Origin of the sequence: Mesorhizobium sp. B2-3-14 (genome assembly GCF_006442175.1) — a bacterium.
Classification (GTDB): Bacteria; Pseudomonadota; Alphaproteobacteria; order Rhizobiales; family Rhizobiaceae; genus Mesorhizobium; species Mesorhizobium australicum.
Genome location: NZ_VFVP01000009.1, coordinates 26,699 through 52,893, shown reverse-complemented (window position 1 = coordinate 52,893; position 26,195 = coordinate 26,699). Strand labels below are relative to the sequence as shown.

At 62.4% G+C, this 26,195-nt stretch carries 26 protein-coding genes; 20 read left to right on the top strand and 6 right to left on the bottom strand.

Going from position 1 to position 26,195, the window contains the following annotated elements; translation table 11 throughout:
* Positions 1 to 104: 104 nt before the first annotated feature.
* Entirely contained in the window at positions 105 to 578 is a 474-nt protein-coding gene (locus tag FJ950_RS21765; protein ID WP_015318584.1) for an Lrp/AsnC ligand binding domain-containing protein, read from the top strand.
* A 33-nt stretch (positions 579 to 611) separates the two neighbouring features.
* Here FJ950_RS21765 and FJ950_RS21760 read toward each other — a convergent pair whose 3' ends face one another.
* Both FJ950_RS21760 and FJ950_RS21755 read right to left on the bottom strand, forming a co-directional pair.
* On the bottom strand, positions 612 to 1,268 hold the full coding sequence (locus tag FJ950_RS21760) for a uracil-DNA glycosylase (RefSeq protein WP_140618494.1): 657 nt from the start codon (positions 1,266 to 1,268) through the stop codon (positions 612 to 614).
* 11 nt (positions 1,269 to 1,279) lie between these two features.
* Complete coding sequence (locus FJ950_RS21755) at positions 1,280 to 1,861, bottom strand: NYN domain-containing protein (protein ID WP_140618492.1); 582 nt, start codon at positions 1,859 to 1,861, stop codon at positions 1,280 to 1,282.
* Positions 1,862 to 2,179: 318 nt separating this feature from the next.
* On the opposite strand from FJ950_RS21755, the gene rpoZ reads away from it, so the two are divergent.
* From rpoZ to FJ950_RS29870, 18 genes are all read left to right on the top strand, one after another.
* Positions 2,180 to 2,581: a DNA-directed RNA polymerase subunit omega gene (gene rpoZ, locus FJ950_RS21750; protein ID WP_015318581.1), complete on the top strand. Its 402-nt coding sequence runs from the start codon at positions 2,180 to 2,182 to the stop codon at positions 2,579 to 2,581.
* Positions 2,582 to 2,793: 212 nt separating this feature from the next.
* The gene (locus FJ950_RS21745) at positions 2,794 to 5,022 is read left to right on the top strand and encodes a bifunctional (p)ppGpp synthetase/guanosine-3',5'-bis(diphosphate) 3'-pyrophosphohydrolase (RefSeq protein ID WP_140618490.1); all 2,229 of its coding nucleotides are present in this window, start codon (positions 2,794 to 2,796) and stop codon (positions 5,020 to 5,022) included.
* Between the two features lie 24 nt (positions 5,023 to 5,046).
* Positions 5,047 to 5,625: an orotate phosphoribosyltransferase gene (gene pyrE, locus FJ950_RS21740; protein ID WP_023771628.1), complete on the top strand. Its 579-nt coding sequence runs from the start codon at positions 5,047 to 5,049 to the stop codon at positions 5,623 to 5,625.
* A 13-nt stretch (positions 5,626 to 5,638) separates the two neighbouring features.
* Complete coding sequence (locus FJ950_RS21735) at positions 5,639 to 6,019, top strand: VOC family protein (RefSeq protein ID WP_140618489.1); 381 nt, start codon at positions 5,639 to 5,641, stop codon at positions 6,017 to 6,019.
* 335 nt (positions 6,020 to 6,354) lie between these two features.
* On the top strand, positions 6,355 to 6,954 hold the full coding sequence (locus FJ950_RS21730) for a DUF2062 domain-containing protein (RefSeq protein WP_015318577.1): 600 nt from the start codon (positions 6,355 to 6,357) through the stop codon (positions 6,952 to 6,954).
* Positions 6,951 to 7,364: a holo-ACP synthase gene (acpS, locus tag FJ950_RS21725; RefSeq protein WP_015318576.1), complete on the top strand. Its 414-nt coding sequence runs from the start codon at positions 6,951 to 6,953 to the stop codon at positions 7,362 to 7,364. The genes FJ950_RS21730 and acpS overlap by 4 nt, the downstream gene beginning before the upstream one ends.
* 78 nt (positions 7,365 to 7,442) lie before the next feature.
* Positions 7,443 to 8,192, top strand: a complete 750-nt coding sequence (lepB, locus tag FJ950_RS21720) for a signal peptidase I (RefSeq protein WP_027144187.1) — start codon at positions 7,443 to 7,445, stop codon at positions 8,190 to 8,192.
* Positions 8,192 to 8,908, top strand: coding sequence for a ribonuclease III (gene rnc, locus FJ950_RS21715; protein ID WP_140618724.1), 717 nt, complete (start codon positions 8,192 to 8,194; stop codon positions 8,906 to 8,908). Before lepB ends, rnc begins: the two co-directional genes overlap by 1 nt.
* Positions 8,905 to 9,825 carry a GTPase Era gene (gene era, locus FJ950_RS21710; RefSeq protein ID WP_140618487.1) on the top strand — a complete coding sequence of 307 codons (921 nt, stop codon included), beginning with the start codon at positions 8,905 to 8,907 and terminating at the stop codon, positions 9,823 to 9,825. The genes rnc and era overlap by 4 nt, the downstream gene beginning before the upstream one ends.
* 752 nt (positions 9,826 to 10,577) lie before the next feature.
* Entirely contained in the window at positions 10,578 to 11,738 is a 1,161-nt protein-coding gene (locus tag FJ950_RS21705) for a porin (protein ID WP_140618485.1), read from the top strand.
* 132 nt (positions 11,739 to 11,870) lie between these two features.
* Positions 11,871 to 12,647 (top strand): DNA repair protein RecO, encoded by a 777-nt coding sequence (gene recO / locus FJ950_RS21700; RefSeq protein WP_140618484.1) that lies wholly within the window; start codon positions 11,871 to 11,873, stop codon positions 12,645 to 12,647.
* Entirely contained in the window at positions 12,644 to 13,162 is a 519-nt protein-coding gene (locus FJ950_RS21695; RefSeq protein WP_015318570.1) for a PaaI family thioesterase, read from the top strand. Before recO ends, FJ950_RS21695 begins: the two co-directional genes overlap by 4 nt.
* 82 nt (positions 13,163 to 13,244) lie before the next feature.
* Entirely contained in the window at positions 13,245 to 15,992 is a 2,748-nt protein-coding gene (locus tag FJ950_RS21690; RefSeq protein ID WP_140618482.1) for a DUF2339 domain-containing protein, read from the top strand.
* Between the two features lie 161 nt (positions 15,993 to 16,153).
* Positions 16,154 to 16,672: an RNA polymerase sigma factor gene (locus FJ950_RS21685; protein ID WP_140618480.1), complete on the top strand. Its 519-nt coding sequence runs from the start codon at positions 16,154 to 16,156 to the stop codon at positions 16,670 to 16,672.
* Positions 16,669 to 17,460, top strand: coding sequence for an anti-sigma factor (locus tag FJ950_RS21680; RefSeq protein ID WP_140618479.1), 792 nt, complete (start codon positions 16,669 to 16,671; stop codon positions 17,458 to 17,460). The genes FJ950_RS21685 and FJ950_RS21680 overlap by 4 nt, the downstream gene beginning before the upstream one ends.
* Positions 17,461 to 17,668: 208 nt before the next feature.
* Positions 17,669 to 18,766: a peptidase C39 family protein gene (locus FJ950_RS21675; protein ID WP_140618477.1), complete on the top strand. Its 1,098-nt coding sequence runs from the start codon at positions 17,669 to 17,671 to the stop codon at positions 18,764 to 18,766.
* The gene (locus tag FJ950_RS21670; RefSeq protein WP_015318565.1) at positions 18,766 to 20,229 is read left to right on the top strand and encodes a RimK family alpha-L-glutamate ligase; all 1,464 of its coding nucleotides are present in this window, start codon (positions 18,766 to 18,768) and stop codon (positions 20,227 to 20,229) included. Before FJ950_RS21675 ends, FJ950_RS21670 begins: the two co-directional genes overlap by 1 nt.
* A 144-nt stretch (positions 20,230 to 20,373) precedes the next feature.
* Positions 20,374 to 20,520, top strand: coding sequence for a DUF3303 family protein (locus FJ950_RS29870; RefSeq protein ID WP_246681361.1), 147 nt, complete (start codon positions 20,374 to 20,376; stop codon positions 20,518 to 20,520).
* A 15-nt stretch (positions 20,521 to 20,535) separates the two neighbouring features.
* On the opposite strand, the gene FJ950_RS21660 is transcribed toward FJ950_RS29870, so the two are convergent.
* Positions 20,536 to 21,450: a LysR substrate-binding domain-containing protein gene (locus tag FJ950_RS21660; protein ID WP_140618476.1), complete on the bottom strand. Its 915-nt coding sequence runs from the start codon at positions 21,448 to 21,450 to the stop codon at positions 20,536 to 20,538.
* A 111-nt stretch (positions 21,451 to 21,561) separates the two neighbouring features.
* On the opposite strand from FJ950_RS21660, the gene FJ950_RS21655 reads away from it, so the two are divergent.
* Positions 21,562 to 22,452 carry a fatty acid desaturase family protein gene (locus FJ950_RS21655; protein WP_140618475.1) on the top strand — a complete coding sequence of 297 codons (891 nt, stop codon included), beginning with the start codon at positions 21,562 to 21,564 and terminating at the stop codon, positions 22,450 to 22,452.
* A 15-nt stretch (positions 22,453 to 22,467) separates the two neighbouring features.
* Here FJ950_RS21655 and FJ950_RS21650 read toward each other — a convergent pair whose 3' ends face one another.
* The 3 genes from FJ950_RS21650 to FJ950_RS21640 all read right to left on the bottom strand — a co-directional run bounded on the left by FJ950_RS21650 (position 22,468) and on the right by FJ950_RS21640 (position 26,170).
* Positions 22,468 to 24,609, bottom strand: coding sequence for an EAL domain-containing protein (locus FJ950_RS21650; protein WP_140618473.1), 2,142 nt, complete (start codon positions 24,607 to 24,609; stop codon positions 22,468 to 22,470).
* Positions 24,610 to 24,674: 65 nt separating this feature from the next.
* Positions 24,675 to 25,310, bottom strand: coding sequence for an HD family hydrolase (locus FJ950_RS21645; protein WP_015318561.1), 636 nt, complete (start codon positions 25,308 to 25,310; stop codon positions 24,675 to 24,677).
* The gene (locus tag FJ950_RS21640; RefSeq protein ID WP_140618472.1) at positions 25,310 to 26,170 is read right to left on the bottom strand and encodes a folate-binding protein YgfZ; all 861 of its coding nucleotides are present in this window, start codon (positions 26,168 to 26,170) and stop codon (positions 25,310 to 25,312) included. The genes FJ950_RS21645 and FJ950_RS21640 overlap by 1 nt, the downstream gene beginning before the upstream one ends.
* Positions 26,171 to 26,195 lie beyond the last annotated feature (25 nt).

Sequence of the window (26,195 nt, the reverse complement as noted above, 5' to 3'; positions counted from 1 at the left end):
CCCGACCTTGCGATGAAGCGCAGCCTATGGTCGAAATGGTCGCGACAAAATACGCTGTTTTTTACAGTTTGAAGTGTAATTCACGCAAATAGGAGGGCTTGAACGTGAATCCTGAACCAGTCGACCTGGACGCCGTCGACCGCAGTCTTCTGCGACTGCTGCAGGAAGATGGACGCCGTACCACGCTCGACCTGGCAGCGCGCGTCGGCCTGTCACCAACCGGCGCCAGCCAGCGCGTGAAACGCCTGTTTCGCGACGGGTTCATCACCGCCGTCAGGGCGGTGCTCAATCCGGCAAAGATTGGCCGCGGCATGCTTGTCTTCATCGAGGTGCGGCTCGATCACGCGGCCCCGCATATCTTTGACCGCTTCGCCGAGGCGGTGGCAAAGGCGCCCGAGGTTCTGGAATGCCATATGGTCGTCGGCGGCTTCGACTATCTCGTGAAGGCCCGCATTGCCGAGATGGCCGACTATCAGGACTTTCTCAAACGCGTCATCCTGCCGCTGCCCGGGGTGAAGGAGACACATACCTATGCCTCGATCGGCGACGTGAAGCCGGATGCCTTGCTGCCGGTGTGAGCAGGCACCGCGGACCGCACGGTATCCGAGAGCTCAGTTCTTCAGGAATGCCGCGATCTCGCCAAACACCCTGACGAACATGTCTTCGGTCAACACACCGGTATTGGTGTTGTAGCGCGAACAATGGTAGCTCGAAAACAGCATGATGCCGCCGGCTTCCAACTGGCCGCCATGTTTGAACGGATAGGCGGCGACGCGCCCGCCCAGTGCCCGCACGGTCGACTGGTGCGCGATCGATCCCAGCGCCAGCACGGCGCGCAGGTTGGGAAAGCGAGCGATCGTCGGCACCAGGAATGTCCGGCAGGTGGCGATCTCGGCACCAACCGGCTTGTTCTCCGGCGGCACGCAGCGCACCGCGTTGGTGATCGCCGTGCCGACGAGTTCCAGCCCATCATCGGGCCGCGCCTTGAACTCGCCGCGTGCGAAGTTGTGGGCAATCAGTGTCGAATAGAGCAGGTCGCCGGCATAGTCGCCGGTAAAGGGGCGCCCGGTGCGGTTGGCGCCGCGCAGGCCAGGCGCCAGACCGACGATCAGAAGCTGGACGGTATCTTCGCCGCCCAGTGGCAGGAAGGTTGGCACCGGCGCGTTGAACCATGACGGCTCGCGCTGCCGCCATTCGGCGATGAAATCATGCAGCCGCGGGCAGAGCGGGCAATCGCGGCTGGGTTCAGAAAGTGAAGGGGCGGTCAAGTCGACCGGCCTCAGTAGTCGTCCTCGTCCACTTCAGCCGGTTCGGGCCGCCGTGCCGGTCGTTCGGAGGGGTCGCGGCCGACTTCGTTTTTCAGCGTCGCCAGGTCGATGAAATGGTCGGCCTGCCGGCGCAGGTCGTCTGAGATCATCGGAGGTTGCGAGGCCATGGTCGAGACTACCGACACCTTGCGGCCACGCCGTTGCAGCGCTTCGACCAGCGTGCGGAAATCGCCGTCTCCGGAGAATATGACATAGTGGTCGACGACATCGGCGAGTTCCAGCGCATCGACGGTGAGCTCGATGTCCATATTGCCCTTGATCTTGCGGCGGCCGGTCGAGTCGGTGAATTCCTTGGCCGGCTTGGTGACCACCTTGAAGCCGTTATAGTCGAGCCAGTCGATCAGCGGCCGGATCGAGGAGTATTCCTGGTCCTCGACCAGCGCGGTGTAATAATAGGCGCGCAACAGGTAACCGCGCTTGTGGAAGCTCGCCAGGAGCTTGCGATAGTCGATGTCGAACCCAAGCGCGCGCGATGTGGCGTAGAGATTGGCGCCGTCGATGAACAGGGCGATTTTTTCACGAGGGTCGAACATGGAAATAATCCTTTTCGAAAAAAACGGCCGTCTAAACGAAATGCGGTAGCGACTATCCGTCAGGCTCTAATAACCGGCCGACCTTGGACCAATCGAGATAACGCCAGTTTGGTGGCAATCCAAGGGCATGTGGCGCACTGCAAGCAATTGTGATCGTGGCGCCGAACCCTGGACCCGGCTGCTTTGCTAGATCGGGAGTTCGATATTGAGATTGAGTGCCCTGTGGGCCCGCATTGCCATGATGCTTGTATTTTGGCGCCGTTCGGGTTATGGACCGCGCCTGTTTTCCATTAAATCCAGGCATGAAAGGGGCAGTCCATGGCCCGCGTAACCGTTGAAGATTGCATCGACAAGGTCGACAACCGCTTCGAGCTGGTGCTTCTGGCCGGCCACCGCGCCCGTCAGATCAGCCAGGGCGCGCAGATCACCGTCCCGCGCGACAACGACAAGAACCCCGTCATCGCACTGCGCGAGATCGCCGACGAGACGCTGTCGCCCGATGATCTCAAGGAAGATCTGATCCATTCGCTGCAGAAGCATGTCGAGGTCGACGAGCCCGAAGCCGATGGCGAAGTGATCGCCGATCAGACCGGCGGCGCTGTTGCGGCCGCCGAAGCCGACGACGCCGAGGAGAACGTCACCTTCGACCGGATGACCGAGGAAGATCTCCTGGCTGGCATCGAAGGCCTGGTGCCCCCGGAAAAGAGCGACGACTACTAAGCCCTCCGTTCCGGCGGTCGCTGGAACAATCTTCCGGCACTTCCGTCCCGGCGGTTTCGTGGCTATCTAGTACCAACTGTCGCAAATACCAGAATGCAGCTTTGGCCGCACTTGGCATAATGCGTGAATCTGGTATTTGCGACAGTTGGTACCGGCATGCGCCGTACGACAGTGCGGCGCATGATTCATTTCATCGCCGAGAGATTTAGCCCATGATGCGTCAGTATGAGCTTGTCGAGCGCGTCCAGCGCTACAAGCCTGACGTCAACGAGGCGTTGCTCAACAAGGCCTATGTCTACGCCATGCAGAAGCATGGCCACCAGAAGCGCGCTTCCGGCGATCCCTATTTCTCGCATCCGCTCGAAGTCGCCGCCATCCTCACCGAGATGCACATGGACGAGGCGACCATCGCCGTCGCACTGCTGCACGACACCATCGAGGACACGACGGCGACGCGGGCCGAGATCGACGATCTGTTCGGCCCCGAAATGGGCAAGCTGGTCGAGGGCCTGACCAAGCTCAAGAAGCTCGACCTCGTCTCCAAGAAGGCCGAGCAGGCGGAGAACCTGCGCAAGCTTTTGCTGGCGATCTCGGAAGATGTTCGCGTGCTGCTGGTCAAGCTCGCCGACCGTTTGCACAACATGCGCACCCTCGATCACATGCCCGAGGCCAAACGCCTGCGCATCGCCGAGGAGACGATGGATATCTACGCGCCGCTGGCCGGGCGCATGGGCATGCAAGGCATGCGCGAGGAGCTGGAAGAGATCGCCTTCCGCTTCATCAATCCGGAAGCCTACCGGGCCGTCACCGCGCGGCTCGCCGAGATATTCGAGCGCAACAAGGGCGTGCTGACCGACATTGAAAAGGCGCTGTCGGCCCTGTTTGAAAAGCACGCCATCAACGCCGGCGTGAAGAGCCGGCAGAAGAAGCCATGGTCGGTGTTCCGCAAGATGGAGGCCAAGGCGCTGTCCTTCGAGCAGCTGTCCGACATTTTTGGCTTCCGTGTTGTCGTTGACAGCGTCGAGGACTGCTATCGCGCGCTGGGTGCCATCCACACCACTTGGTCGATGGTGCCCGGCCGTTTCAAGGATTACATCTCGACCCCGAAGCAGAACGACTACCGTTCGATCCACACCACCATCGTCGGGCCTTCGCGCCAGCGCGTCGAACTGCAGATCCGCACCCGCGAGATGAACAAGATCGCCGAATACGGCGTCGCCGCCCATTCGATCTACAAGGACACCGGCGGCAAGACGAACGGCGCCGGCCATGCGATCTCGAAGGAGACCAACGCCTACGCTTGGCTGCGCCGTACCATCGAGCAGTTGGCCGAGGGCGACAATCCCGAGGATTTTCTCGAGAACACCAAGCTGGAGCTGTTCCAGGACCAGGTGTTCTGCTTCACGCCGAAAGGCATGCTGATTGCCTTGCCGCGCGGCGCCACGCCGATCGATTTCGCCTATGCGGTCCACACCGATGTCGGCGACACCTGCGTCGGCGCCAAGGTCAATGGCCGCATCATGCCGCTGATGACGGAACTGAAGAATGGCGACGAGGTCGAGATCATCCGCTCCAAAGCGCAGGTGCCGCCAGCCGCATGGGAATCGGTCGTCGTCACCGGCAAGGCGCGCGCAGCCATCCGCCGCGCCACCAAGAATGCGATCCGCAAGCAGTATTCTGGCCTTGGCGGGCGTATCCTGGAGCGTGCCTTCGAACGAGCCGGCAAGACCTTCACCAGGGAAAGCCTGAAGCCCGTGCTGCACAGGCTGGCACGCAAGGACATCGAGGATGTGCTGGCATCCGTGGGGCGCGGCGAACTGGCCTCAACCGATGTCATGAAGGCGGTGTTTCCCGACTACAAGGACGAGCGCGTCACGCCGGCAGCGCCCAAGCAGCGCGAGGAGGGCTGGTCGAAGATCCGCAACGCCGCAGGCATGCTGTTCCAGATACCTGGCCGGGCCGCGCGCAAGGACAAGGACCAGCCAGGCGCCGGCGCCGTGCCGATCCGCGGCGTGCGCGGCGACCTGCCGGTGCGCTTCGCGCCGGAAGGCGCGGTCCCTGGCGATCGTATCGTCGGCATCGTCCAGCCGGGCACCGGCATCACCATCTACCCGATCCAGTCTCCGGCGCTGCAGGCCTTCGACGATCAGCCGGAGCGCTGGATCGACGTGCGCTGGGACATCGACGAGCGCACCAAGGAACGGTTCCCCGCGCGCGTCTCGGTCACCGCCATCAACGCGCCGGGTTCGCTTGCCGATATCGCCCAGGTCGTTGCCTCCAACGACGCCAACATCCATACGCTGTCGATGGTGCGCACCGCGCCCGATTTCACCGAAATGCTGATCGATCTCGAAGTCTGGGACCTGAAGCATCTCAACCGGCTGCTGTCGCAGCTCAAGGACAATTCGAGCGTCAGCGATGCGCGGCGCGTCAACGGCTAGCGATAGCCGGCCATGGGGGACGAGATGAATACCGACGAAGTGCTGGACATATTCCGTGAGGCTGGCGCTGTTCTCGAGGGTCATTTTATCCTGACGTCGGGCCTGCGCAGTCCAGTTTTCCTGCAGAAGGCACGCGTCTTCATGCATGCCGACAAGACCGAGCGGCTGTGCAAGGCGCTGGCCAAGAAGATCCGCGCCGCCGTGCCAGGCAAGATCGACTATGTCGTCGGGCCGGCGATCGGCGGCTTGATCCCGGCATACGAAACCTCGCGCCACCTTGGCGTGCCGGCGATCTGGGTGGAGCGGGAAGGGGGCGAGTTCCGCCTGCGCCGCTTCGAGATCGATCGAGGCGCCCGCGTCGTCATCGTCGAGGACATCGTCACCACCGGTCTGTCGATCCGCGAAACCATTGATTGCCTGCGCGACGTTGGCGCAGAGGTGGTCGCGGCCGCCTGCATCATCGACCGTTCGGCCGGCAAGACCCATGTCGGTGTGCCGTTGATCGCGCTTGCCGAATATGAAGTTCCAGCCTACCCGCCGGACAGGTTGCCGCCGGAGCTTGCCGCCATCCCGGCCATCAAGCCGGGCAGCCGCAACATCTGACGAGGAGGTCGAAATGATCGCCGGCATCGACCATTTCGTGCTGACGGTCCGCTCGGTTGAAGCGACCTGCGACTTCTACCGGCGCGTGCTTGGCATGCGGCGCCTGGATCAGCCGAACCGGCCGACAGCGCTTCTGTTCGGTTCGCAGAAGATCAACCTGCACGAAGTCGGCCGTACTTTCGAGCCAAAGGCGAGGACGCCGACGCTGGGTTCTGGCGATTTCTGCCTCGTGTCGGCGGTGCCTCTCGCCGAAATCCAGGCCGGCCTCGCGGCCGACGGCGTTGCCATCGAAGTCGGTCCGGTTGAGCGCATCGGCGCGCGAGGACCTATGATGTCGGTCTATTTCCGCGATCCCGACGACAATCTGGTCGAGGTCAGCGAATATCTGAAGTAGGCACCGCGCCGGAAGGATATCGTCTCGGCCCCGGATGGTGACCTTGTCGAAGCCGGCCGGAACCCTCGGCCGCATATCGGTCATCCGGCTGCGACAATTAGCCGAAACCACTTCTCAAATTCGCCGCGATTGTCCGATGTGGAGAAGATGGATCTGACCAAAAATCTGGCGCTGCGGACGCTGAGCGTACGGCCTTCGGTTGTTGTTGGGCTTGCGGATGGCTATATCAAAGTCGCGATTGCCTTCTGGCGACCGTAAAGCGCAAGATGTGGCGGTCGAAGCCTGGCTGGAAACAGCCGGCGTGTAAGCTGTGAACTGTCGGGAATAGGAAGAGAGTGCTTTTTCGTCGCCGCAAGCCTGATGGCCTTTTCGAGCGGGTGCGTACCTATCTGTGGCCGCGCCGTTCGTTTTCGCGCTCGCTTCAATATTTCTCCAAGCGCATTCTGCGGCTGAAGGCCACCCCGCATGCGGTGGCGGCCGGCGTCGCCGCGGGTGTCTTTGCTTCGTTCTTCCCCGTCGGTTTCCACTTCATCATTGCCGCCGTTCTGTGTTGGGTGATCGCCGGCAATCTGGTGGCCGCCGCTTTGGGAGCCGTATTCTTCGGCAATCCGCTGACTTTTCCGCTCTTGTGGGGCGCATCCTGGGAAACCGGCAAGCTCATCCTGCACGATCGCCTGCCGACACACGGTCCGCCGGCGCATCTGGGCGAGATGCTGCACACGCTGTCCTTCGCCAAACTATGGCATCCCGTCCTGGAGCCGATGCTGATCGGCGCGGTGCCGCTCGGGCTGGTGTTCGGCCTGGTGTTCTACGGCATCACGCGCTGGGGCATGAATGTCTTCCGAGAACAGCGGCGCAAGCGGCTGGCCGAGCGCGCGAGACGCCGTGAGCATTCGCCTCATCCCGGCGGAAGCGTCGGTTCCGCCGCCCAATGATCATCGGCATCGGCAGCGACCTGATCGACATCACACGCATCGAGAAATCGCTGGAGCGTCACGGCCAGCGCTTCATCCAGAGGATCTACACCGAGGTGGAACAGGCGCGTTCGGAGAACCGGCGCGCCCGCGCAGCTTCCTACGCCAAGCGCTTTGCCGCCAAGGAGGCGTGCGCCAAGGCACTGGGCACTGGTCTGGCACAAGGGGTCTTCTGGCGTGACATGGGTGTCGTCAACCTGCCCAGCGGTGCGCCGACGATGGCGCTGACCGGCGGGGCGCTGGCGCGGCTGGAAAAGATCCTGCCTCAAGGTCATCGGGCGGCGATCCACCTCACCATCACGGATGATTTCCCGCTCGCTCAAGCCTTTGTGATCATAGAGGCGTTACCGGTCGAAGAAGCGCCACATTGATTGCATCTGACGACCGGCATGGACGTTGCCCAGCGCGCGCCGAGACTCTATACCATCCAACGCACAATCGAGGACGACATGAGCGTGGCTGAAAAATCTCAGAAGAAATCCGGCGGGCTTGGCGAAACCGTCAGCGTCATCGTCCAGGCGCTTTTGCTCGCCCTGGTCATTCGCACGCTGCTGTTCCAACCGTTCTCGATCCCGTCGGGCTCGATGCGGCCGACGCTTCTGGAAGGCGACTATCTGTTCGTCACCAAATGGTCCTACGGCTATTCACGCTATTCGCTGCCTTTTGGACCGGACATTTTCTCGGGCCGCATCTGGGGCTCCGAGCCCAAGCGTGGCGACGTGGTGGTGTTCAAGTTCCCGCCTGATCCGTCCGTCGACTACATCAAGCGCGTCATCGGCCTGCCCGGCGACAAGATCCAGATGAAGGATGGCCAAGTCTTCATCAATGGCGTTGGCGTGCCGCGCGTCAAGACCGGCCAGATCGACAATCCCGACATCACGGAAAAGGATTATCCGATCGACGTCTATCGCGAGACGCTGCCCGATGGTGTCAGCTATGACACGCTCGACCTGTCGCCGAACTCGATTGGCGACAACACCCGCGAATTCGACGTGCCCCCCGGCCACTATTTCATGATGGGCGACAACAGGGACAATTCCGCCGACAGCCGTTTCACCGTCGGTTATGTTCCGGCCGAGAACCTGGTCGGCCGCGCCAACCTTGTCTTCTTCTCGATCGCCGGCAAGGCTAGCCCGCTCGAAATCTGGAAATGGCCGTCGCTGATGCGCGCTTCGCGCCTGTTCCACTTCGTCAACTGATGGCCTTGAAGCGCCCGACAGGCGAGACTCTGGCCGGTTTGGTGATGGCCAGGACCGGCCATGTTTTCAGGGACATCCGCTTACTTGAGACCGCCTTGACGCATTCCAGCGCGGTCAAGGCGGCAAGCAACAATCAGCGTCTTGAATTCCTTGGCGACCGCGTGCTTGGTCTTGTCGTCGCCGATATGCTTTTCGAGAAATTCCCCGATGCACCGGAAGGTGAAATCGCGCCCCGTTTCAATGCGCTGGTCGATGCAAAGACATGCTCGGAAGTCGGCATCGAGATGCAGCTGGAGAATCTGGTTCGAGCCGACGCCGCCTTGAAGGCGCGATCGCGCGGCTCTGGCGGAAATTATCTGGCTGATGCCGTCGAAGCGCTAATCGCGGCAGTTTATATCGATGGCGGTATCGACGCCGCGCGGCGGTTCGTTCTGCGTTATTGGGAGCCACGTTCGAGCACGGTTGTGACGAAGCCACTTAATCCGAAATCCGATTTGCAGGAATGGATTGCCAAGACGAGTGACGCGCGACCCGAATATGTGATCGAAAAACGCGAAGGGCCCGACCATCAGCCGGTCTTCACTATTTCTTTGCAGGTTAGCGGCTTTGCACCTTCCGTCGGTACCGGCGGCTCCCGCAGGGCGGCTGAAGAAGCGGCGGCTTCGGCATTTCTCGTGCGCGAAGGCGTGTGGGCCAATAAAGGGAGCGCGGCATGACCGCAGAAGACACTGCAGCCGCTCCCGTCACGCACTCCGGCTTCGTTGCGCTGATCGGCGCGCCTAACGCGGGCAAGTCAACGCTGGTCAACCAGCTGGTCGGCGCCAAGGTCTCGATCGTCACCCATAAGGTGCAGACGACACGCGCCATCGTGCGCGGCATCGCCACGCACGACAACGCGCAGATCGTCTTTGTCGACACACCGGGCATCTTCAAGCCCAAGCGGCGGCTCGACACCGCGATGGTGACCACCGCCTGGGGAGGCGCCAAGGACGCCGACATCGTGCTGCTGCTGATCGATGCCGAGCGCGGCATCAGGGGCGATGCTGATGCCATCCTCGAACGGCTGAAGGACGTGCGCCAACCGATGGTGCTGATTCTCAACAAGGTCGATCGGGTCAAGCACGAGGCGCTGCTGGCCCTGTCTGCGGCAGCGAACGAGAAAGTGCCGTTCCAGCGCACCTTCATGGTCTCCGCGCTGACCGGTTCCGGCTGCAAGGACCTCCTCGACTATCTGGCGCACGCGCTGCCGGCCGGCCCCTGGTACTATCCGGAAGACCAGATTTCGGACCTGCCGATGCGCCAGCTGGCTGCCGAGATCACCCGCGAAAAACTCTATCTCAGGCTGCATCAGGAACTGCCCTATTCCTCGCACATCGAAACGGAGAAATGGGAAGAGAAAAAGGACGGCTCGGTGCGCATCGACCAGACCATCTTTGTCGAGCGCGACAGCCAGAAGAAGATCGTGCTCGGCCACAAGGGCGAGACCATCCGCGCCATCGGGCAGGCCGCGCGGATGGAAATATCAGGCATACTGGAACAGAAGGTGCACCTGTTCCTGTTCGTGAAAGTGCGCGAGAACTGGGGCGATGATCCCGAGCGCTACCGCGAGATGGGGCTGGAGTTCCCCCGCTAAGGCCGAAAAAATCCTGGCGCGTCATCGCACGGTGGCCGACCACAAGCATTGGGCGTGAGGCTAATGCATGTCGCCCGGAAGAGTCCTCGGTTCCGGGACAGCGACATGCATAAAATCAGAAGCTTACAGCAGGTCGGCGAATCCGATTCGCCGCGACGTGCTGTAGAGCACGTCGCGGTTTTACGCGAACCGCGAACGGCTCCCGGGTGGCGGAAAGCAGGCCAAAGCGAAACGCCGGCTCCACCATGCGGCCCGCGATTGGCGCGAGACCAACTCAGATTCTTGGCAAGCCGCCAACGAAGCGGCGACGCGTGCTGAGGCCGGCTTTCCGCGCCGTGATCTGGATCTGCTGATGGTGTTGTTTTCGCGCCGACAGCGATAGGAGGACAGAAATCACAAATTTCTCAATTTATTTTAGATTTAGAGTTTAAAAGACCGAAATTCATAGAGTAAACTGGTATATGCAGAATGATATACTTAATTATTACAAAAATATGACGATGTTTCATTTGTGCCATTTTAAATTCAAGCAAGCTCTCATTAGTGTTATTTGTGCAACACGTATTTAATCTGTGGCGAGAATCCAGCGCATTTATGGAATTGTCATTGAAGGTGGACGATTGGTGGGTATGTTCGCCGCGAAAAGGGGACGCGGTGCGGGCCTTTTTCATTGTGGGGGTGAGGCGGGAAAACATATCCGCCAGCCACAATTCAGAAGCCATTTTTTCAAACTTGACTGGAGAGGTCAGAAAATGAACATCAAGAGCCTCCTTCTCGGCTCAGCCGCGGCTTTGATCGCGGTGTCCGGCGCGCGCGCCGCGGACGCGGTTGTCGTCGCCGAACCGGAACCGGCCGAATACGTCAAGATCTGCGACGTCTACGGCGCCGGCTATTTCTACATCCCGGGCACCGAGACCTGCCTGCGCATCGGCGGCTATCTCCGCTATGACATCGGCGTCGGCGATTCCGGCACGCTGGATGGCGTCAACAACGTTGGCGATCACATGGACGGTGGAAACCACGACACCTACTACAAGAACATGCGCTTCACGCTGAGGACGTATACCGGCCAGGAAACCGAACTCGGCACGTTGAAGACCTTCACCGAGACCCGCTTCCAGTTCGGCAACTCCTCGGGCGACTATGATGGAAGCTCCTCGACCTCCTGGCAGGCCGGCAACAAAACCACCAGCCTCAACTTCGCCTGGATACAGCTCGGTGGCCTGCGCGTCGGTAAGGATGAAACTGCATACGACCAGTTCATCGGTTACGCGGGCAACGTCATCCAGGACACGATCATCCCGTACGGCGTCAAGGACACCAATGTCGTCCAGTACTATTTCGACGCTGGCAGCGGCTTCACGGGCGTGGTCTCGCTCGAAGAAGGCACGGGCGTCAACACCATCGACAGCTATGTTCCGCATGTCGTCGGCGGCTTGAAGTACAAGGGCGACTGGGGCGCGATCACCGGTGTTGTCGCCTATGACAGCAACTACGAGGAAGTGGCCGGCAAGGTTCGCCTGGATGTCAACGTCAGCAAGGAACTGTCGCTGTTCATCATGGGCGGCTACGGCACCGACGACAACCTCACAGACGACGCACACAATGCCATCGACGTACATGGCCGCAGCCAGTACAAGCCGTGGGGCGGCAACTGGGCCGTCTGGGGCGGCGGTACCTACAAGTTCAACGAGAAGACCTCGTTCAACGTCCAGGCTTCGGCTGACGACGACAAGAACTATGCTCTCGCCGCGAACGTCGCATACACCATCGTCCCGGGCTTCACGGTCACGACCGAAGTCGACTGGGATCACTACGGCAATTTCGGCAATCCATCCATCTACGGCAACTGGTCCAAGGCCGACAAGAAGGACAGCGTCGGCGGCATCGTCCGCTTCCAGCGCAACTTCTAACGGATCGACTGACCTCACCAACCGCCCGCAGCACATCGCTGCGGGCGGCTTTTTTATGCCTCGTTGCGAGAGCCGGCACAGGCGCCAGACCATACCTTGATTTCGCCACCCGATCGGTGAAAAGCTCCTGATATGGAATGGCGCGACGAGGGAATCATTCTCGGCACCCGCAGGCATGGCGAAACCAGCGCCATTCTCGAGGTGATGACGCGCGCCCATGGCCGCCATCTCGGCCTCGTGCGCGGTGGCCGCTCGCGCAAGCAGCAGCCCGTTCTCCAGCCGGGCAATCGTGTCGATCTCTTGTGGCGCGCGCGCCTCGACGAGCACCTGGGCACTTTCCAGGCCGAAGCCATCGAGATGAACGCCGCCCGGCTGATGGACAGTGCCGTTGCCGTCTACGGCCTTCAGACGATGGCGGCGCATCTGCGCCTGCTGCCCGAGCGCGATGCCCATGGCGGCCTCTACGAGGCGCTTTCGGTGATGATCGTTCATCTCGACGACGCAGATGCCGCCGGCGAATTGGTGGCGCGCTTCGAGCTTCTGATCCTTGATGAACTCGGCTTTGGCCTCGATCTCAGCCAATGCGCCGCCACCGGCACGAGGCAGGATCTGGCCTATGTCTCGCCTAAATCCGGACGCGCGGTGTCGCGTGAAGCCGGGGCGCCGTGGCACGACAAGATGCTGGTGCTGCCCGCCTTCCTGCAGCGCGGCTCCGGCCAGCGCGCCAATCAGGCGGCGATGGCGGACGCCTTCCGCCTGACCGGCTTCTTCTTCACCCGCCACGTCTACGAGCCGCGCGGCATCGATCAGCCCGATGCGCGCGCCGGCTTTCTGGCCGCACTGCGCAAGCACCACGCAGCGCAGAAGCCCATCGCCGGAGAGAGCGCGGCCGGAGAAATCATCCGATGAGCGAAGTCGAACTCTATCCGGGCCGGGTCTCGCCGCTCGGCCTCGGCACCATTCCTCATGCCGACATTCTGAAATACACCGGCTTGGAATTGCTGCAGCGAATCGTCGACGGCAAATACCCGGCACCACCGATCTCCTTCCAGCTCAGCTTCGCGTTGACCGAAGTATCGGAAGGTCGCGCCGTGTTCCGGGGCGTGCCGAACGAACGCCACCTCAACCCGCTGGGCGGCGTTCACGGCGGCTGGGCGGCGACGCTGCTCGATTCAGCGTTGGCGTGCGCGGTGCAGACCCTGCTCGACAAGGGCGAGGCTTACACGACTGCGGAGTTCAAGGTGAACCTGACGCGGCCGATCACGCCCAGGACCGGTGAGGTTGTCTGCGAAGGCAAGGTGGTTCACAAGGGCCGCACGCTTGCCGTTTCGGAAGCGACGCTGAAGGATGCCGGCGGCAAGCTGCTGGCTTTCGGTACCGAGACATGTTCGATATTTCCAGCCGCCAATCTGGCGGCACGTTGAATTTTCAGCCGTTTAGCCGCCGTATTTGAATGTCAGTGAGATGAAGCGTCAGTGAAAACTGGCCTGGTTTGGGGGAACCGCCATGTTTGAGAGCCTGATCGGCCTCGTCGCCATCATTGCCTTGTTCGTCATCATTTCGCGTCAGCAGGGCCGCATCGGTCTGATCGAGCGCGAACTTGGCGCACTGCGCAGCCTCGTGCTTTCGGGCGCGGTATCGCCCACGGTCAAGCCGTCGGAACTGGAGGCGGCGCAGGGCAGGGCCGACACGGCTCCGGTGGCCAGGCCTGCCGACATCGCCCCGGCACCAATCGGCGAGCCGGCCCCCGCGCTACAGGCCACGGAGGCGGAAATCCCGGCCGGAGGGCCCGGCCCTTGGAGCGCGCCCGAGATCGCACCGAAAACGCCAGAGGTCGCGCCGGCAGCGGTCGCCAAAGCCGCTCGCCAGTCCGACGTTGAAACCGCGCTCGGCACGCGTTGGGCGGTCTGGGTCGGCGGCATCGCGCTGGCTCTGGGCGGCTTGTTCCTGATCCGCTACACCATCGAGGCCGGCATTTTCGGACCCGGCGTGCGGCTCACCATGGCGGCGGTGCTCGGGTTGGTGCTGGTCGCCGGCGGCGAGTTCATTCGCCGCACCGGCTTCAAGGTACCGGTGCAAGGTATTGCCGGCGCTTATATTCCGGCGATCTTGACCGCGGCCGGCGCCTTCATCCTGTTCGGCACCGTCTATGCCGCCCATGGCATTTACGGCTTTATCGGCCCGGCGCTTGCCTTCACGCTGCTCGGTGCGATCGGCGTTGCGACCATAGCCGCCGCTCTCGTCCATGGCCAGGCGCTGGCCGGCATCGGTCTCGTCGGCGCCATGGTGACGCCGGTGCTGATCGCTTCGCAGGCGCCCAATCCGTGGGCGTTGTTCGGCTATCTCGCCATCGTGCTCGCCGCCACTGGCGTGATCGCCCGCATGCGCGACTGGAAGACGCTGATGGCGGCCGCTTTTTTCGGTACCGGCGTCTGGACCATCCTCTACATGACCGACGCACCGGGCGCGAACCTCTCCGCCATACTGTTCATCGATGCTGTGACGCTGGCTGTGCTTGCCCTTGTCTGGCTGAGCAGTCGTGGCGGCGAGACCGGACTAGCAGGGACTTTCGACTGGCCATCCATCGTGCCTGGACTGTTCGTCGCCTTCTCGGCGCTTGGCCTCTCGGTTGACCCGGTCTTCGCCGCTGCCGGTGATGCTTTGCCGGGCGCGGTGCTGCTTGTCGTGATGATAGCGGTCGCGCTCTACCGCCCACTGGCGCTGCCACTGCTTTATGGCGCGGGACTGGTGACGGTGCTGATCTATCTCGGCATCATCCCGCCAACGTCTATCGCTTCCGACTTTTCGGGCGGCGCTTTGGGTGTTGATGGGGTGCCCTTGGCCACCGCTGACGCGCTGAGCTTGCGTATCGGTATTGGTCTCGGTCTTGTTTTCGTCGCCGCTGGTTTGTGGGCCGCGCGCCGCTTCGCCGCCACGGCGCAGATCCGAGCAGCCTCTTGGGCTGCATGGGGTGTCATCGTGCCGCTGATCGTCCTGCTGGCGCTCTGGTTCACGTTCGGCAATCTCGACCGCGACTTTGTCTATGCCGCCATCGCGGCCCTGCTGGTCCTGATCTTCGCCGCCGGCGGCGAGTGGATCGCGCGGGCCGAGGAACCGCCGCTCAAGGGCGGAGCCGCAGTGTCGTTTGTTTTGGGCGGCGCGGCAGTCGCCGGCCTCCTGATGCTGCATATGGCTTTTGATTCCGGTTGGACCACCATCCTGCTTGGTGCCGCCGCGATCGTGCCGGCGCTCGCCACGCGCTGGCGCTCCTATCCTGTGCTCGGCTGGATTTCGGTCGCCGCTGTCATCGCGGTGCTTGGCCGCGCCGCCGTCGATCCGACGATCGTCGGCGCCGAATTCCTGTCGACGACACCGGTTTTCAACTGGTTGCTGCCGGGCTACGGCGTGCCGGCGCTCGCCTTCGGCTTCGCGGCCTGGCAACTCGCCCGCACCACCGATGGCCGTCCACGCCTGGCCATGGAAGCGGCGGCGGCACTGTTTGCGCTGCTGACGCTCGCCATGCTGGTGCGTCACGTAATGCATGGCGGCGTCATCAACAGCGATGCGCCGACGCTCGCCGAACAGGCGATCTACACGCTGATCGCCGTCGGTGCCGGCGCCATCCTGATCGCCATCGACAGGCGCTCGCCAAGCTCGGTGCTGCGCTATGGTTCGATGGCGGTGGGCGTGCTCTCGGCCGCCTTCATCGTCATCCAGCATTTCCTGGTGCTCAATCCGTTGTTCACGGACGAATCGACCGGCCGGATCCCGGTCTTCAACCTCTTGTTCCTCGCCTATCTCCTGCCGGCAGTCGCCGCCGGTGGTCTGGCGCTCTATAGCAGGGGCAAGCGGCCGAAATGGTATTCGGCCATGCTGGCGCTGATGGCGGCGCTGCTTGCCTTCGCCTATGCCACGCTTTCGGTCAGGCGCCTGTTCAAGGGCGAGTTCATCGGCATGTGGAGCGGCCTTGGGCAGTTGGAGACCTATACCTATTCGGCGCTCTGGCTGGTTATCGGCGTGGCGCTGCTCACCGCCGGCGTCTGGCTGAAATCGCAGGTGCTGCGCATCGCCTCCGCCGCGCTGATCGCGGTGGCCGTCCTGAAAGTCTTCCTGTTCGACATGTCGGAACTGGAAGGTGTGCTCAGGGCGCTGTCCTTTATCGGGCTCGGCGCCGTTCTGATCGGCATCGGCCTGTTCTACCAGCGGCTCCTGACGCGGGCGGCAAAGGAGAAATTGCCGGCCGGCGAACAATAACAGCCGGAATTCAACGCTGCGCGGGAATAAACCGGCATCCGCCGGCGTTATCTCATTGCTTGGGTGACCGGAGCGGTGGACCGCTTCGCGCTGGCTGCTTGCGCCGTGCCGGGAAGGCGCGTTCTATCGGATCAACAAGGGCGACCTCAGAACCAGCGGTCATGGACGAAAAAAAGGCAGCAATCCTTGGTGAAATACCGCGCCTGCGCCGCTACGCACGCTCGCTTCTGCGCGGCCGTGATGCTGCCGACGACCTCGTTCAGGACTGCCTCGAGCGTGCGCTGTTGCGGCTGGACAACTGGCAGACGGGAGAAAGCCCCAGGAGGTGGCTGTTTACGATCATGCATCATTTGTTCATCGACCAGATGCGCAAGGTGAACCGCCGCGGCGAAGCGGCGATGCTGCCGCTGGAGGCGGGCGAGGCGGTTGCCCAGCCGCCCGAACAGTTGGAGGGCATCGCTTCGCGCGAGATCATCGACGCGTTGCAGGCGCTCAGCCCCGATCGCCGCGCGGCCATCGTCATGGTTGCCATAGAAGGCTTTTCCTATGCCGAGGCTGCCAACATTCTGGGTGTTCCCGCCGGCACGCTGATGTCGCGCATCGCGCGGGGGCGTGAGGAATTGCGCGGGCTGCTGGACGACACAGCGCGCCGCCGCGCCATAAGGATCGTCGAGAAATGATCCGCCGCGATTTTTCCGAACGGGACATCCATATGGCGCTCGACGGCGAACTGCCGGCCGATGAGCGCGCCGCCTACGATGCCTGGCTCGACGCCAATCCCGAGATGAAGGCCAGGAGCGCCCGCTTCACCGCCGACCGGGAGGCATTGCGCTCGGCCTTCGCCGGCGTGCTGGACGAGGTGGTGCCAGTGCGCTTGCGCAAGGTGGTGCTCGGTGAAGCGCCTGTTAAGGCAGCAGTGCGACGCTCACGCTGGTGGCTTGCCGCCGCCGCGGCCGTGCTTCTCGCCACGGGCGGATTTGGCGGCTACTTTGCGGGTATCGGAGGGATCGGGCAGGAGGATCCGGCGGAGGATCAGCTCGCCGAACAAGCGATCGCCGCCCATGTCATTTATGCCGCCGAGAAGCGGCACGCGGTGGAAGTGCCGGCCAGCGACAAGGATCATCTGCAGACCTGGCTGTCCAGTCGGGTCGGCCTGAAACTGGTGGCACCGGACCTGAGCGCGAACGGCTTCCAACTGGTTGGCGGCCGGTTGCTGCCGGCGGGGGAAAGCAAGGCCGCGATGCTGCTCTACGAAGACGATAAGGGCGAGCGCATATCCCTCTTCGTGACGGCGGAATCGACCGAGAATGCCAAGGGCACCTATGCTTCGGCGCAGGACGGTCCGCAGGCCGTCTACTGGCTGGATAAAGGCTATGGCTGTGCCGTCGTTGGTTCGCTGCCGCGCGAGCAGTTGGCGGCCGTGGCCAAGAGCGCGTATGGCCAGCTTCTGGCCGGTCTCTCCAGCTGAGCCGGCTGCGATCTTGCGCGGTCGGCTGGCATGAAAACAGCGATTCCGTTCAAAGCTTGTCAGCTTCCCTGCCGTCGCGGAAAGTGTCACAATTCGGCCCTAATCAAGGAGCGATAGCGCTTGATGAATACCGGCGCTTCGGCCGGTGTTTGCGACGCTTTTCGACCGGGGACGTTGCCGCAACGCAATCGAGGTTTTCTCAAGCCGCATGCCTGCCGAGATCCGCACGGCCCGCGCGTCTGACGTCGATGACCTCGCCGCCATCGAGAAAGCTGTATTCTCGAGCGACCGCATTTCCCGCCGCTCCTTCCGCCTGTTCATCGAGCGCGAGACCGCCGAGACGCTGGTCGCCGAAATCGATGGCCGCGTCGGCGGTTATGCGATCGTGCTGTTTCGCAAGGGCAGTGGGGTAGCACGGCTTTATTCGATCGCCGTCGGACCGTTTTTCGGCGGGCTCGGCATAGGCCGGCAATTGCTGGCCGCGGCCGAAGAGGCAGCCTTCGAACACGACCGCATGATGCTGCGTCTCGAAGTGCGCGAGGACAATGGCCGTGCCATCAGCATCTATGAACAGGCCGGCTACCGCAAGATTGGCCGCGAGCCCGGTTATTACGAGGACGGCGCGACGGCACTGCGCTATGAAAAAACCCTGCGCGGCGACCTTCCGGTCGCCACCAGGGTGCCATTCTATCAGCAGACCTGCGAGTTCACCTGCGGTCCATGCTGCCTGATGATGGCCATGGCCAATTTCGATCGTGGCTTCGTGCCCGACCCGGTGATGGAAATCCGACTCTGGCGCGAGGCAACGACCGTCTTCATGATGTCAGGACCGGGCGGCTGCGAACCATTCGGCCTGGCTGTCTCGGGCTACGAAAGCGGGCTTGCGGCGGAGGTTTACGTTTCCTTCTACGGCGCATTGTTCCTGCAATCGGTGCGCAGCGAGGACAAGCGCCGGGTCATGGAACTGGCACAGGTCGACTTTCGCCGCCGCGCGGAACTTTACGGCATCCCGGTGAATTACCGTCCATTCACCATCGACGATATCAGGGCGGCTCTCGCCGGGGGCAAACTGGTGCTGGTGCTGATCAGCGGCTTCCTGATGTTCGGCAAGAAGGTGCCGCACTGGGTGCTGGCCATCGGCGATGATGGCGATCATATTCTGATCCACGATCCGTGGGTCGAGGATGAAAGGCAGGAAACCATCCTTGATGCCGCCAACATTCCCGTGCCTTACGGCATCTTCATGAACATGGCGCAGTTCGGCCGCGACGGACTGCGTGCCGCCATCACTTTGGGAAAGAGATAATGACCTGGGTCATTCTTACCGGCAGGCAGAGCGATCTCGACCAGGTGGCGACGCCGCACAAGATCATCACCAATCGCGACTATCTCGCGCATCCCTCGCTGTTTCGCGGTCAGCGGCCTAAGGTTATCAACCTGTCGAACAACTACGGCTATCAGAGCCGCGGCTACTATGCCTCGCTGCTGGCGAGTTCGCGCGGCCACAAGGTCATCCCGACCGTGGAGACGATGATCGACCTGTCGGAGCGCAAGCTCTACGAGCACGCCTTGCCGGAACTGGAACTGGCGCTCAACAAATGCCGCAAGGATCTCGGCGGTGTATTTCCGGCGAAGGTCTGCATCTTCTTCGGCATCGGTCCGTCCAAGGTCTGGGACCGTTTCGCCAAGCTGTTGTTCGACTGGTTCCGGGCGCCGGCGCTCGAAGTCCATATCAAGGACAGCGCCGAATGGGCTTCGATCCGCAAGATCGGCTTCCACCCCCTGGCTCGGATGACGGAGGACGAGGAAAAAAGCTTCATCCAGTGCCTGGAGACCTACACCAACCGCGAGTGGCGCGACACCAAGGGCCGCACGCCGGCGCGCTATACCTTCGCCACGCTGGTCGATCCGCATGAGGAATTGCCGCCTTCGGAAATCTCTTCGCTGCGCTACTGGGCCAAGATCGCCGAGAAGATGGGGGTCGAAATCGAGCCGATCACCAGAAAGGATCTGGCCAAGCTGGCGAATTACGATGCACTGTTCATCCGGGAGACCACCTCGATCTCCAACCATACTTACCGCTTCGCTCGCCGTGCTCAGCAGGAAGGCATGCCGGTCATCGACGACCCGCTGTCCATGATCCGCTGCACCAACAAGGTCTATCTCAACGAACTGATGGCCTACAACAAGGTGCCGGTGCCGCCGACAGTGATGATCGCCGGCACCTCTGACCTCGAATTGGCCGCACAGACGCTGGGTTTTCCCCTAGTGTTGAAGATCCCCGATTCGTCCTTCTCGCGCGGCGTCAAGAAATGCGAGACCCTGGAGGAACTGACGCGGCTCGCGACCGAATGGCTGGAGGATTCCGACCTTCTCATCGCGCAGAAATTCATCCCGACCGAATATGACTGGCGTGTCGGCGTGCTCGGTGGCCAGCCGCTGTTTGCCGTGCACTATCTGATGGCCAAGAAACATTGGCAGATCGTCAACCACAAGGCCAATGGCAAGCCCGACCAAGGCGGCATCAAGACCTTCACGCTGAAGGAGACGCCGGCCCATGTCGTCGAGACCGCCGTCAAGGCGGCGCGCTGCATCGGCGACGGCCTCTACGGCGTCGACCTCAAGGAGACCAAGGACGGCGTCTTCGTCATCGAGGTCAACGACAATCCAAACCTCGATCACGGCTGGGAGGATTCCGGCGAGAAGGACGAGGTCTGGGTGCGGCTGACGCAGTGGTTCCTGGAGCGGCTCGACCGGCCGGGGCGGTAATCATCCGAGGGGAAATATGCAGTTCATCGTCATCGAGGATTTCACCGGCTGCGACCGCAAGGAGATCTACCGCCGGTTCCGCGCGACCGCGGCCGCCTGAAGCCGGAGGAGCTTGTCGTGCATCACAGCTGGATTGCGGCTGACATGAGCCGCTGTTTCCTGCTGGTGGAGACCGATGATGTCACGTCGCTGCAGCGCTGGGTCATCGAATGGGCTGATCTGGTCGAGTTCGAGATCGTGCCCGTGGCGACCAGCAAGGACATGGTGGCGGCCTTGAGCGGGCACCTCTGACCATCTCCCTCCCGGTCAGCGCAGCGCCGGCGAGCCAACCGCGCGTTGGCATTGGTTGACCAGCCAATCGCGGAACGCGGCCACGACATCGCGGCTTGCGCTTCGCTCTGGAACCGTCAGGCAATAGGGCTGGCGCAATGCAATCGCGCCGCCGGCCGGCCGGACCAGCCTGCCGTCCTCCACGGCTTCGGCACAATAAATCCCTTGCGCCAGCGCCACGCCCAACCCCGAAATGGCGAGGTCGAGGGCCGCGCGCGACGAATTGGCCGAAAGGCCGCGCCGTGCCGCTCGGCCAGGGTGAGCACCCGCGGCCTCGAACCAGTTGGGCCAGGACGGAAACGATGCGCCTGTCGGCCCCCAGTCGGTGTGGATGAGCGGCAGCCCGGCGAGCGGCTCGCCCGCCTTGGTGATGCCGGCAAGCCCTGGCGCGCAGACGGGATAGACGGCGTCCCGGCCGATCTCCTCGGTCGGGTGCTCGCGATAATGCGGGCCATAGGAAAGCCTGATGTCGATCAACTCGCGGTCGAACGACACCGGGTCGTCATCGCCCCGGAGCGATATGTCGGCGGCGCCGTGGCTTGCGACAAAGCCGGCGAGGCGCTGCGAGAGCCAGCCCATGGCCATGGATGGCGGCACCGACACCACCAGGCGCGGGCGGAATGCATCGGCGCCCAGTTCGCGAGAGACGCTGCCGATCTCCTGGAAGGCCACGGTCAGCCGAGGCAGCATTTCCACGCCGGCCTCGGTGAGGACAACGCGGCGGTTGATCCGATGAAACAGCTTGCGTTCCATCTGGGCCTCCACGGTGCGGATAAGCTGGCTGACGGCGGCGGCCGAAACCGAAAGCTCTTCCGCCGCCGCGGCAAAGCTGCCCGTGCGCGCCGCGGCCTCGAAAGCCTGAAGTCCTTTCAGGGATGGGGATGTGGCCATGATCGCTAGATAGGTAAGGTAAACTTATCTAAATCGCAGAAATCGTCGTTTCTGGAAAGCTTTTTCGTCGACTAGAATGGCTTCATCATTCTTCAGCCTGGATCGAAGCCGATGGACCATCGCGACATTATCGCCTCATTGACACCGGAAGAGCGCAACCGCCTGACGGCCAAGTCCGATGTTGCGGGCCTGTTCCAGCTCTGCACTCACTTGGGTGCGATTATCTTAATTGGATCGCTGATCGCGGCCGAGGTCCCATTCTGGCCGTTGCTGATGCTGCCGCAAGGCATCCTGATCGTGTTCCTGTTCACGCTGCTGCATGAGACGGCGCACCGCACGGCTTTCGAAACACAGTGGCTGAACGACGGCGTGGCGCGGCTGTGCAGCCTGGCCATCGCGCTGCCGGCCGACTGGTTCCGCTACTTCCATTTCGCTCACCACCGGTACACGCAGGATCCCGAAAACGACCCCGAGCTTTCCTTTCCGAAGCCCGAAACCCTGCGGCAGTACATTGTCCACGTCTCTGGGCTTCCGGTGTGGTGGGGCCATCTCAAGACACTCTACGCCAATGCGATTGGCGGTAGTCAGGAGAGCTATGTACCGCCGAAAGGCCGACGCAAGGTGCGGGCCGAGGCGCGCGCCATGATTGCCTTCTACGCTGTCCTCATTCTGCTCGCCGTTCATTTCCGGCTCACCGTGCTTTTCTATGTCTGGATCATTCCCGCTCTGCTCGGACAGCCATTCCTGCGCCTCTATCTGCTGGCCGAGCACGGTCGTTGCCCGCTGGTGGCCAACATGCTGGAAAACACCAGGACGACGCTGACCAGCTGGGCGGTGCGCAAGCTCGCCTGGAACATGCCGTTCCATGCCGAGCATCATGCCTATCCCGGCGTTCCGTTTCACCAATTGCCGCGGTTTCATGCGCTGATCGAGCGGCATCTGAAGGTGGTCGAGCCCGGCTATGTCAGCTTCCATGAGAAATACCTGGAAACGCTGCGCTGACTTGCGCTGACGCCATCAGCCGGTCTGGCTGCGTGTCGCACGCGACTTCAGCAGGCGCTGGATGTCGGCCGGCTTTGACGGCACGCCGATCAGATAGCCTTGCGCCTCGACACAGCCATTGTCGCGCAGCATGTCGAGTTGCGCCTCCGTCTCGACGCCTTCGGCCGTGACGACGATGCCAAGCTCGGCACCCAGCCCGATGATGGTCCGAACGATGGCCGCCGTGTCGCGGTTGCCCATGTCGCGAATGAATGATCGGTCGATCTTGATCTTGTCGACCGGAAAACGCCTGAGGTAGCCGAGCGAGGAATAGCCGGTGCCGAAATCGTCCAGGGCGATGCGGATGCCGAGCTCACGCAACTGGCGCAGCGTTTTCAGCACGGCCTTGCTTTCGTCCATCAGCACGGTTTCGGTGATCTCCAGCTCCAGCCGTCCAGCCGGAACGCCGGAAAAAGCCAGCGCCGAGATCACCCCGCGGGCAAACCCGTTGCTTTTGAGCTGCACGGCCGAGACATTGACCGCAATGCGTAGGCCGGGTGGCCAGCTTGCGGCCTCTGCGCAGGCTTTCCTCAGCGCCCACTCGCCGAGCGGCACGATCAGCCCGATCTCTTCGGCGACCGGGATGAAGTCGTCCGGCGCGACAGTGCCACGCCCTGGTGAATGCCAGCGCATCAAGGCTTCCGCGCCGGTGATCTCGCCGGAAGTGATGTTCATGATGGGCTGGAAATGGAGATCGAACTCCTGGCGCGGCAGTGCTGCCTCGAGGTCCACTTCAAGCGCCCTGCGGGCCTGCACGACAGCATCCATTCCGGGCTCGAAGAAGCGATACAGGTTTCGTCCTTCGCTCTTCGCCCGGTAGAGCGCCGTATCCGCGTTTTTCAGCAGCGTGTCGGCGTCCCTGCCGTCGTTGGGGAAAACGGCAATGCCCATGCTGATGCCGACATGCATGTCCCGGCTCTTGTCTCTAAATGGTTTTGCGATTGCTTCGACGATGCGCTTTGCCAGTTTTTCGGCATCGCCAATGCCCTTGAAATGGAACTGCATGACGACGAACTCGTCGCCGCCGAAGCGGGCGACGATGTCTGTTTCGTTGCGGACGCAATGCCGCAGCCTCTCGGCTACGCTTCTCAGCAGCCAGTCGCCTACGGGGTGTCCCCAGGTGTCGTTGACCGCCTTGAAGCGGTCGAGATCGAGCGAGAAGATCGCCAACGGCTTGGCTGCCGCGTCCTCCAGCGCAAGATCGAGCCGTTCGCGAAACTTCGAGCGGTTGGGCAGTCCGGTCAGCGTGTCGTGATGCGCAAGATGGGTCATGCGCTCTTCGGTCCGGCGGCGCTCGGTCACGTCGTCGAAAGTCACCACCCAACCGCCGCCGCTCATCGGCCGGCGTGTGACCAGAACCGTCCTGCCGTCGGTCAGATGCCGGTAGGCCGAATGCGTCTTTGCCGCCGCCAGACAGGCTTCGGCTTTGGCGACTTCGCTGTCGACGTCGATCTTCATGTAGATGCCGAGTTCCAGCAATCGTTCGAGTGCGTTGCGGTGCGTCGTTCCAAGCGGGAAGTCCTCCGCAGTGACGTTATAGAGCTCCAGAAAACGCCTGTTGCGCACAATCATCTTGCCGTCGGCGTCGTACATCAGCAGGCCTTGCGACATGTTGGCGAGTGCCGCGTCGAAACGGCGATGCTGCTCCTTGAGATCCTGCTCGGCGCGCCGCTTTTCGGTGATGTCCTCGTAGATCGAAACCCATCCACCCAGGGCAAGCGGACGGTGCGAGATGTTGATGATGCGGCCGTCAGACAGCGTCTCCTCGTAAGTTGAGGGTTTTGCCTGGTCGATATAGGGCTTGCGGATGGCGTAGAGTTCTTCGGCGCTTTGCGAGGCAACCCCGATATCGACGCTGTGCCGCAGAATGTCGACGAAGCGGATACCTGGCCGTACCACTTTGGCGTCGAGCCGGAAGATGTTGATATAATTGCCGTTGCAGATGATCATGCGCTCGTCGGCGTCGAACATGCACAGGCCATGCGACATGTTTTCGACAGCAGCTGAAAAGCGTTCGTTCTGCTCGCGCAGCTCATCTTGCATGCGGCGCGGGTGTTCCATGCCTCCGGCCGCCCGTTCCGGGACGACCGAACCACCCTTGACATCCACGACGGGCATGAGGCGCCCCTGCGATGCTTGATCGAACACCACACTGTTGACGCTTCCGGTTAATTTAGCGTTTTCTATCCTAGCGCGGACGTCGGAACGTGATGCCGCGACTTCTCGATCGCCGAAAACCGCTTCAGGAACGCATTCTGCGCTGAGGTCACCGAGCGTGGCGCGAAGTCGAAGCGCTCGGCGGAAAAACCGCGCGGCCGGCCGAAGAACTCGGTCGCCTCGGCGGTCGAAAACCCGGCAAGCAGCGTCGCCTCGAAATAGGCGGCGATCTGGTCGGCGCGCTTGATCTCCTTGCGCAGGATCGCACCCGGTTCCGGCGGCAGCGAGAAGCGCAGATGGATGGCGCGCTGCAGGCGCACTTCGCAGTCCTTGTAGCTGCCGCCCATCACCGACTTGAATGGCGAGATCATGTCGCCGATGACATATTCGGGCGCATCGTGCAGCAGCGCCGCCAATTGGTCGTCGGCCGAAGCCTTGGGCACCAGCTCGTTGAACAGTGCCTCGACCAGCAGTGAATGCTGGGCAACCGAAAAGGCGTGCTCGCCGCTGGTCTGGCCGTTCCAGCGGGCGACGCGGGCAAGCCCATGGGCGATGTCCGAGATCTCGATGTCGAGCGGCGAAGGGTCGAGAAGGTCGAGCCGGCGGCCGGACAGCATACGCTGCCATGCCCGTGGCGGCGCACCGGCGCGGTCTGCCGCCATCAGGCTTCCTCCGCGCCGGCGATTTCCTGCGGAAAGCTGAATTTGGCCCAACTGGGGATGATGAGCGTCACCGGTACGTCACCCGCCAGGATCGGCTGGCCGGCATCGAGCGCCGCCTTCACCCTGTCGATGCGGGCGATGGCGAGCCCTGTCACGGTAGCACTCGAGCCGAGCGTGCCGACCGGCCGCCCGCCGACGGTTAGCTCGGCACCCGCAGCGGGCAGGGGAAGCCCAGCCTGGACAATCAGCACCCGCCGCCGGGCGGTGCCTCGATGCTGCATGCGCGAGACGACCTCCTGGCCGACATAGCAGCCCTTCTTGAAGCCGACGCCGCCCATTTCGTCGAGCAGCACGTCATGCGGGAACGCATCGCCAAGTGCATAGTCGGCCCCGCTCTCGGCGACGCCGTGGGCAATGCGAAAGGCCTGCCACGCGCCAATGTCGCCAGCGTCCGCGGTGCCGGCATGGAAGCGCGTGACGCCTTCGTCACCAAAGCGCCTGTCGGCAAGCGCGGTTGAATCACTTTCTGAGGCGATTGACTCTTTTCCCCAGGCGACAGTGACAAGTGCCTGTCCCGACTTCGCAATCTCGACCTTGGCGCGAAGCTTGTAGAGCATCAGCCGGCGAATGAAATCGTCTGAAATGTCGGCACGGCATTCGATGCGGAAGGCATTTTCGCCTGCCCGTGAGATCAGGAAGTCGAACAGGATCTTGCCTTGCGGCGTCAAAAGCGCGCCCGGCTTTGCCTCGCCATTGCCAAGCGTATCGAGATCGGTGGTCACGATGTTCTGCAGAAAATGCTCGGCATCGGGGCCGGAGACGGTGATGAGCGCGCGATCTTTCAGCAGGGCAAAGGGCATGGGGCGGATTAAAAGCCTGATCTTG

Coding starts and splice junctions, on each gene's coding strand:
- FJ950_RS21755 (WP_140618492.1), bottom strand. CDS start 1,861: ATGTTCGACCCTCGTGAAAAAATCGCCCTGTTCATCGACGGCGCCAAT.
- rpoZ (WP_015318581.1), top strand. CDS start 2,180: ATGGCCCGCGTAACCGTTGAAGATTGCATCGACAAGGTCGACAACCGC.
- FJ950_RS21745 (WP_140618490.1), top strand. CDS start 2,794: ATGATGCGTCAGTATGAGCTTGTCGAGCGCGTCCAGCGCTACAAGCCT.
- pyrE (WP_023771628.1), top strand. CDS start 5,047: ATGAATACCGACGAAGTGCTGGACATATTCCGTGAGGCTGGCGCTGTT.
- FJ950_RS21735 (WP_140618489.1), top strand. CDS start 5,639: ATGATCGCCGGCATCGACCATTTCGTGCTGACGGTCCGCTCGGTTGAA.
- acpS (WP_015318576.1), top strand. CDS start 6,951: ATGATCATCGGCATCGGCAGCGACCTGATCGACATCACACGCATCGAG.
- lepB (WP_027144187.1), top strand. CDS start 7,443: ATGAGCGTGGCTGAAAAATCTCAGAAGAAATCCGGCGGGCTTGGCGAA.
- rnc (WP_140618724.1), top strand. CDS start 8,192: ATGGCCTTGAAGCGCCCGACAGGCGAGACTCTGGCCGGTTTGGTGATG.
- era (WP_140618487.1), top strand. CDS start 8,905: ATGACCGCAGAAGACACTGCAGCCGCTCCCGTCACGCACTCCGGCTTC.
- FJ950_RS21705 (WP_140618485.1), top strand. CDS start 10,578: ATGAACATCAAGAGCCTCCTTCTCGGCTCAGCCGCGGCTTTGATCGCG.
- recO (WP_140618484.1), top strand. CDS start 11,871: ATGGAATGGCGCGACGAGGGAATCATTCTCGGCACCCGCAGGCATGGC.
- FJ950_RS21695 (WP_015318570.1), top strand. CDS start 12,644: ATGAGCGAAGTCGAACTCTATCCGGGCCGGGTCTCGCCGCTCGGCCTC.
- FJ950_RS21690 (WP_140618482.1), top strand. CDS start 13,245: ATGTTTGAGAGCCTGATCGGCCTCGTCGCCATCATTGCCTTGTTCGTC.
- FJ950_RS21685 (WP_140618480.1), top strand. CDS start 16,154: ATGGACGAAAAAAAGGCAGCAATCCTTGGTGAAATACCGCGCCTGCGC.
- FJ950_RS21680 (WP_140618479.1), top strand. CDS start 16,669: ATGATCCGCCGCGATTTTTCCGAACGGGACATCCATATGGCGCTCGAC.
- FJ950_RS21675 (WP_140618477.1), top strand. CDS start 17,669: ATGCCTGCCGAGATCCGCACGGCCCGCGCGTCTGACGTCGATGACCTC.
- FJ950_RS21670 (WP_015318565.1), top strand. CDS start 18,766: ATGACCTGGGTCATTCTTACCGGCAGGCAGAGCGATCTCGACCAGGTG.
- FJ950_RS29870 (WP_246681361.1), top strand. CDS start 20,374: ATGAGCCGCTGTTTCCTGCTGGTGGAGACCGATGATGTCACGTCGCTG.
- FJ950_RS21660 (WP_140618476.1), bottom strand. CDS start 21,450: ATGGCCACATCCCCATCCCTGAAAGGACTTCAGGCTTTCGAGGCCGCG.
- FJ950_RS21655 (WP_140618475.1), top strand. CDS start 21,562: ATGGACCATCGCGACATTATCGCCTCATTGACACCGGAAGAGCGCAAC.
- FJ950_RS21650 (WP_140618473.1), bottom strand. CDS start 24,609: ATGCCCGTCGTGGATGTCAAGGGTGGTTCGGTCGTCCCGGAACGGGCG.
- FJ950_RS21645 (WP_015318561.1), bottom strand. CDS start 25,310: ATGGCGGCAGACCGCGCCGGTGCGCCGCCACGGGCATGGCAGCGTATG.
- FJ950_RS21640 (WP_140618472.1), bottom strand. CDS start 26,170: ATGCCCTTTGCCCTGCTGAAAGATCGCGCGCTCATCACCGTCTCCGGC.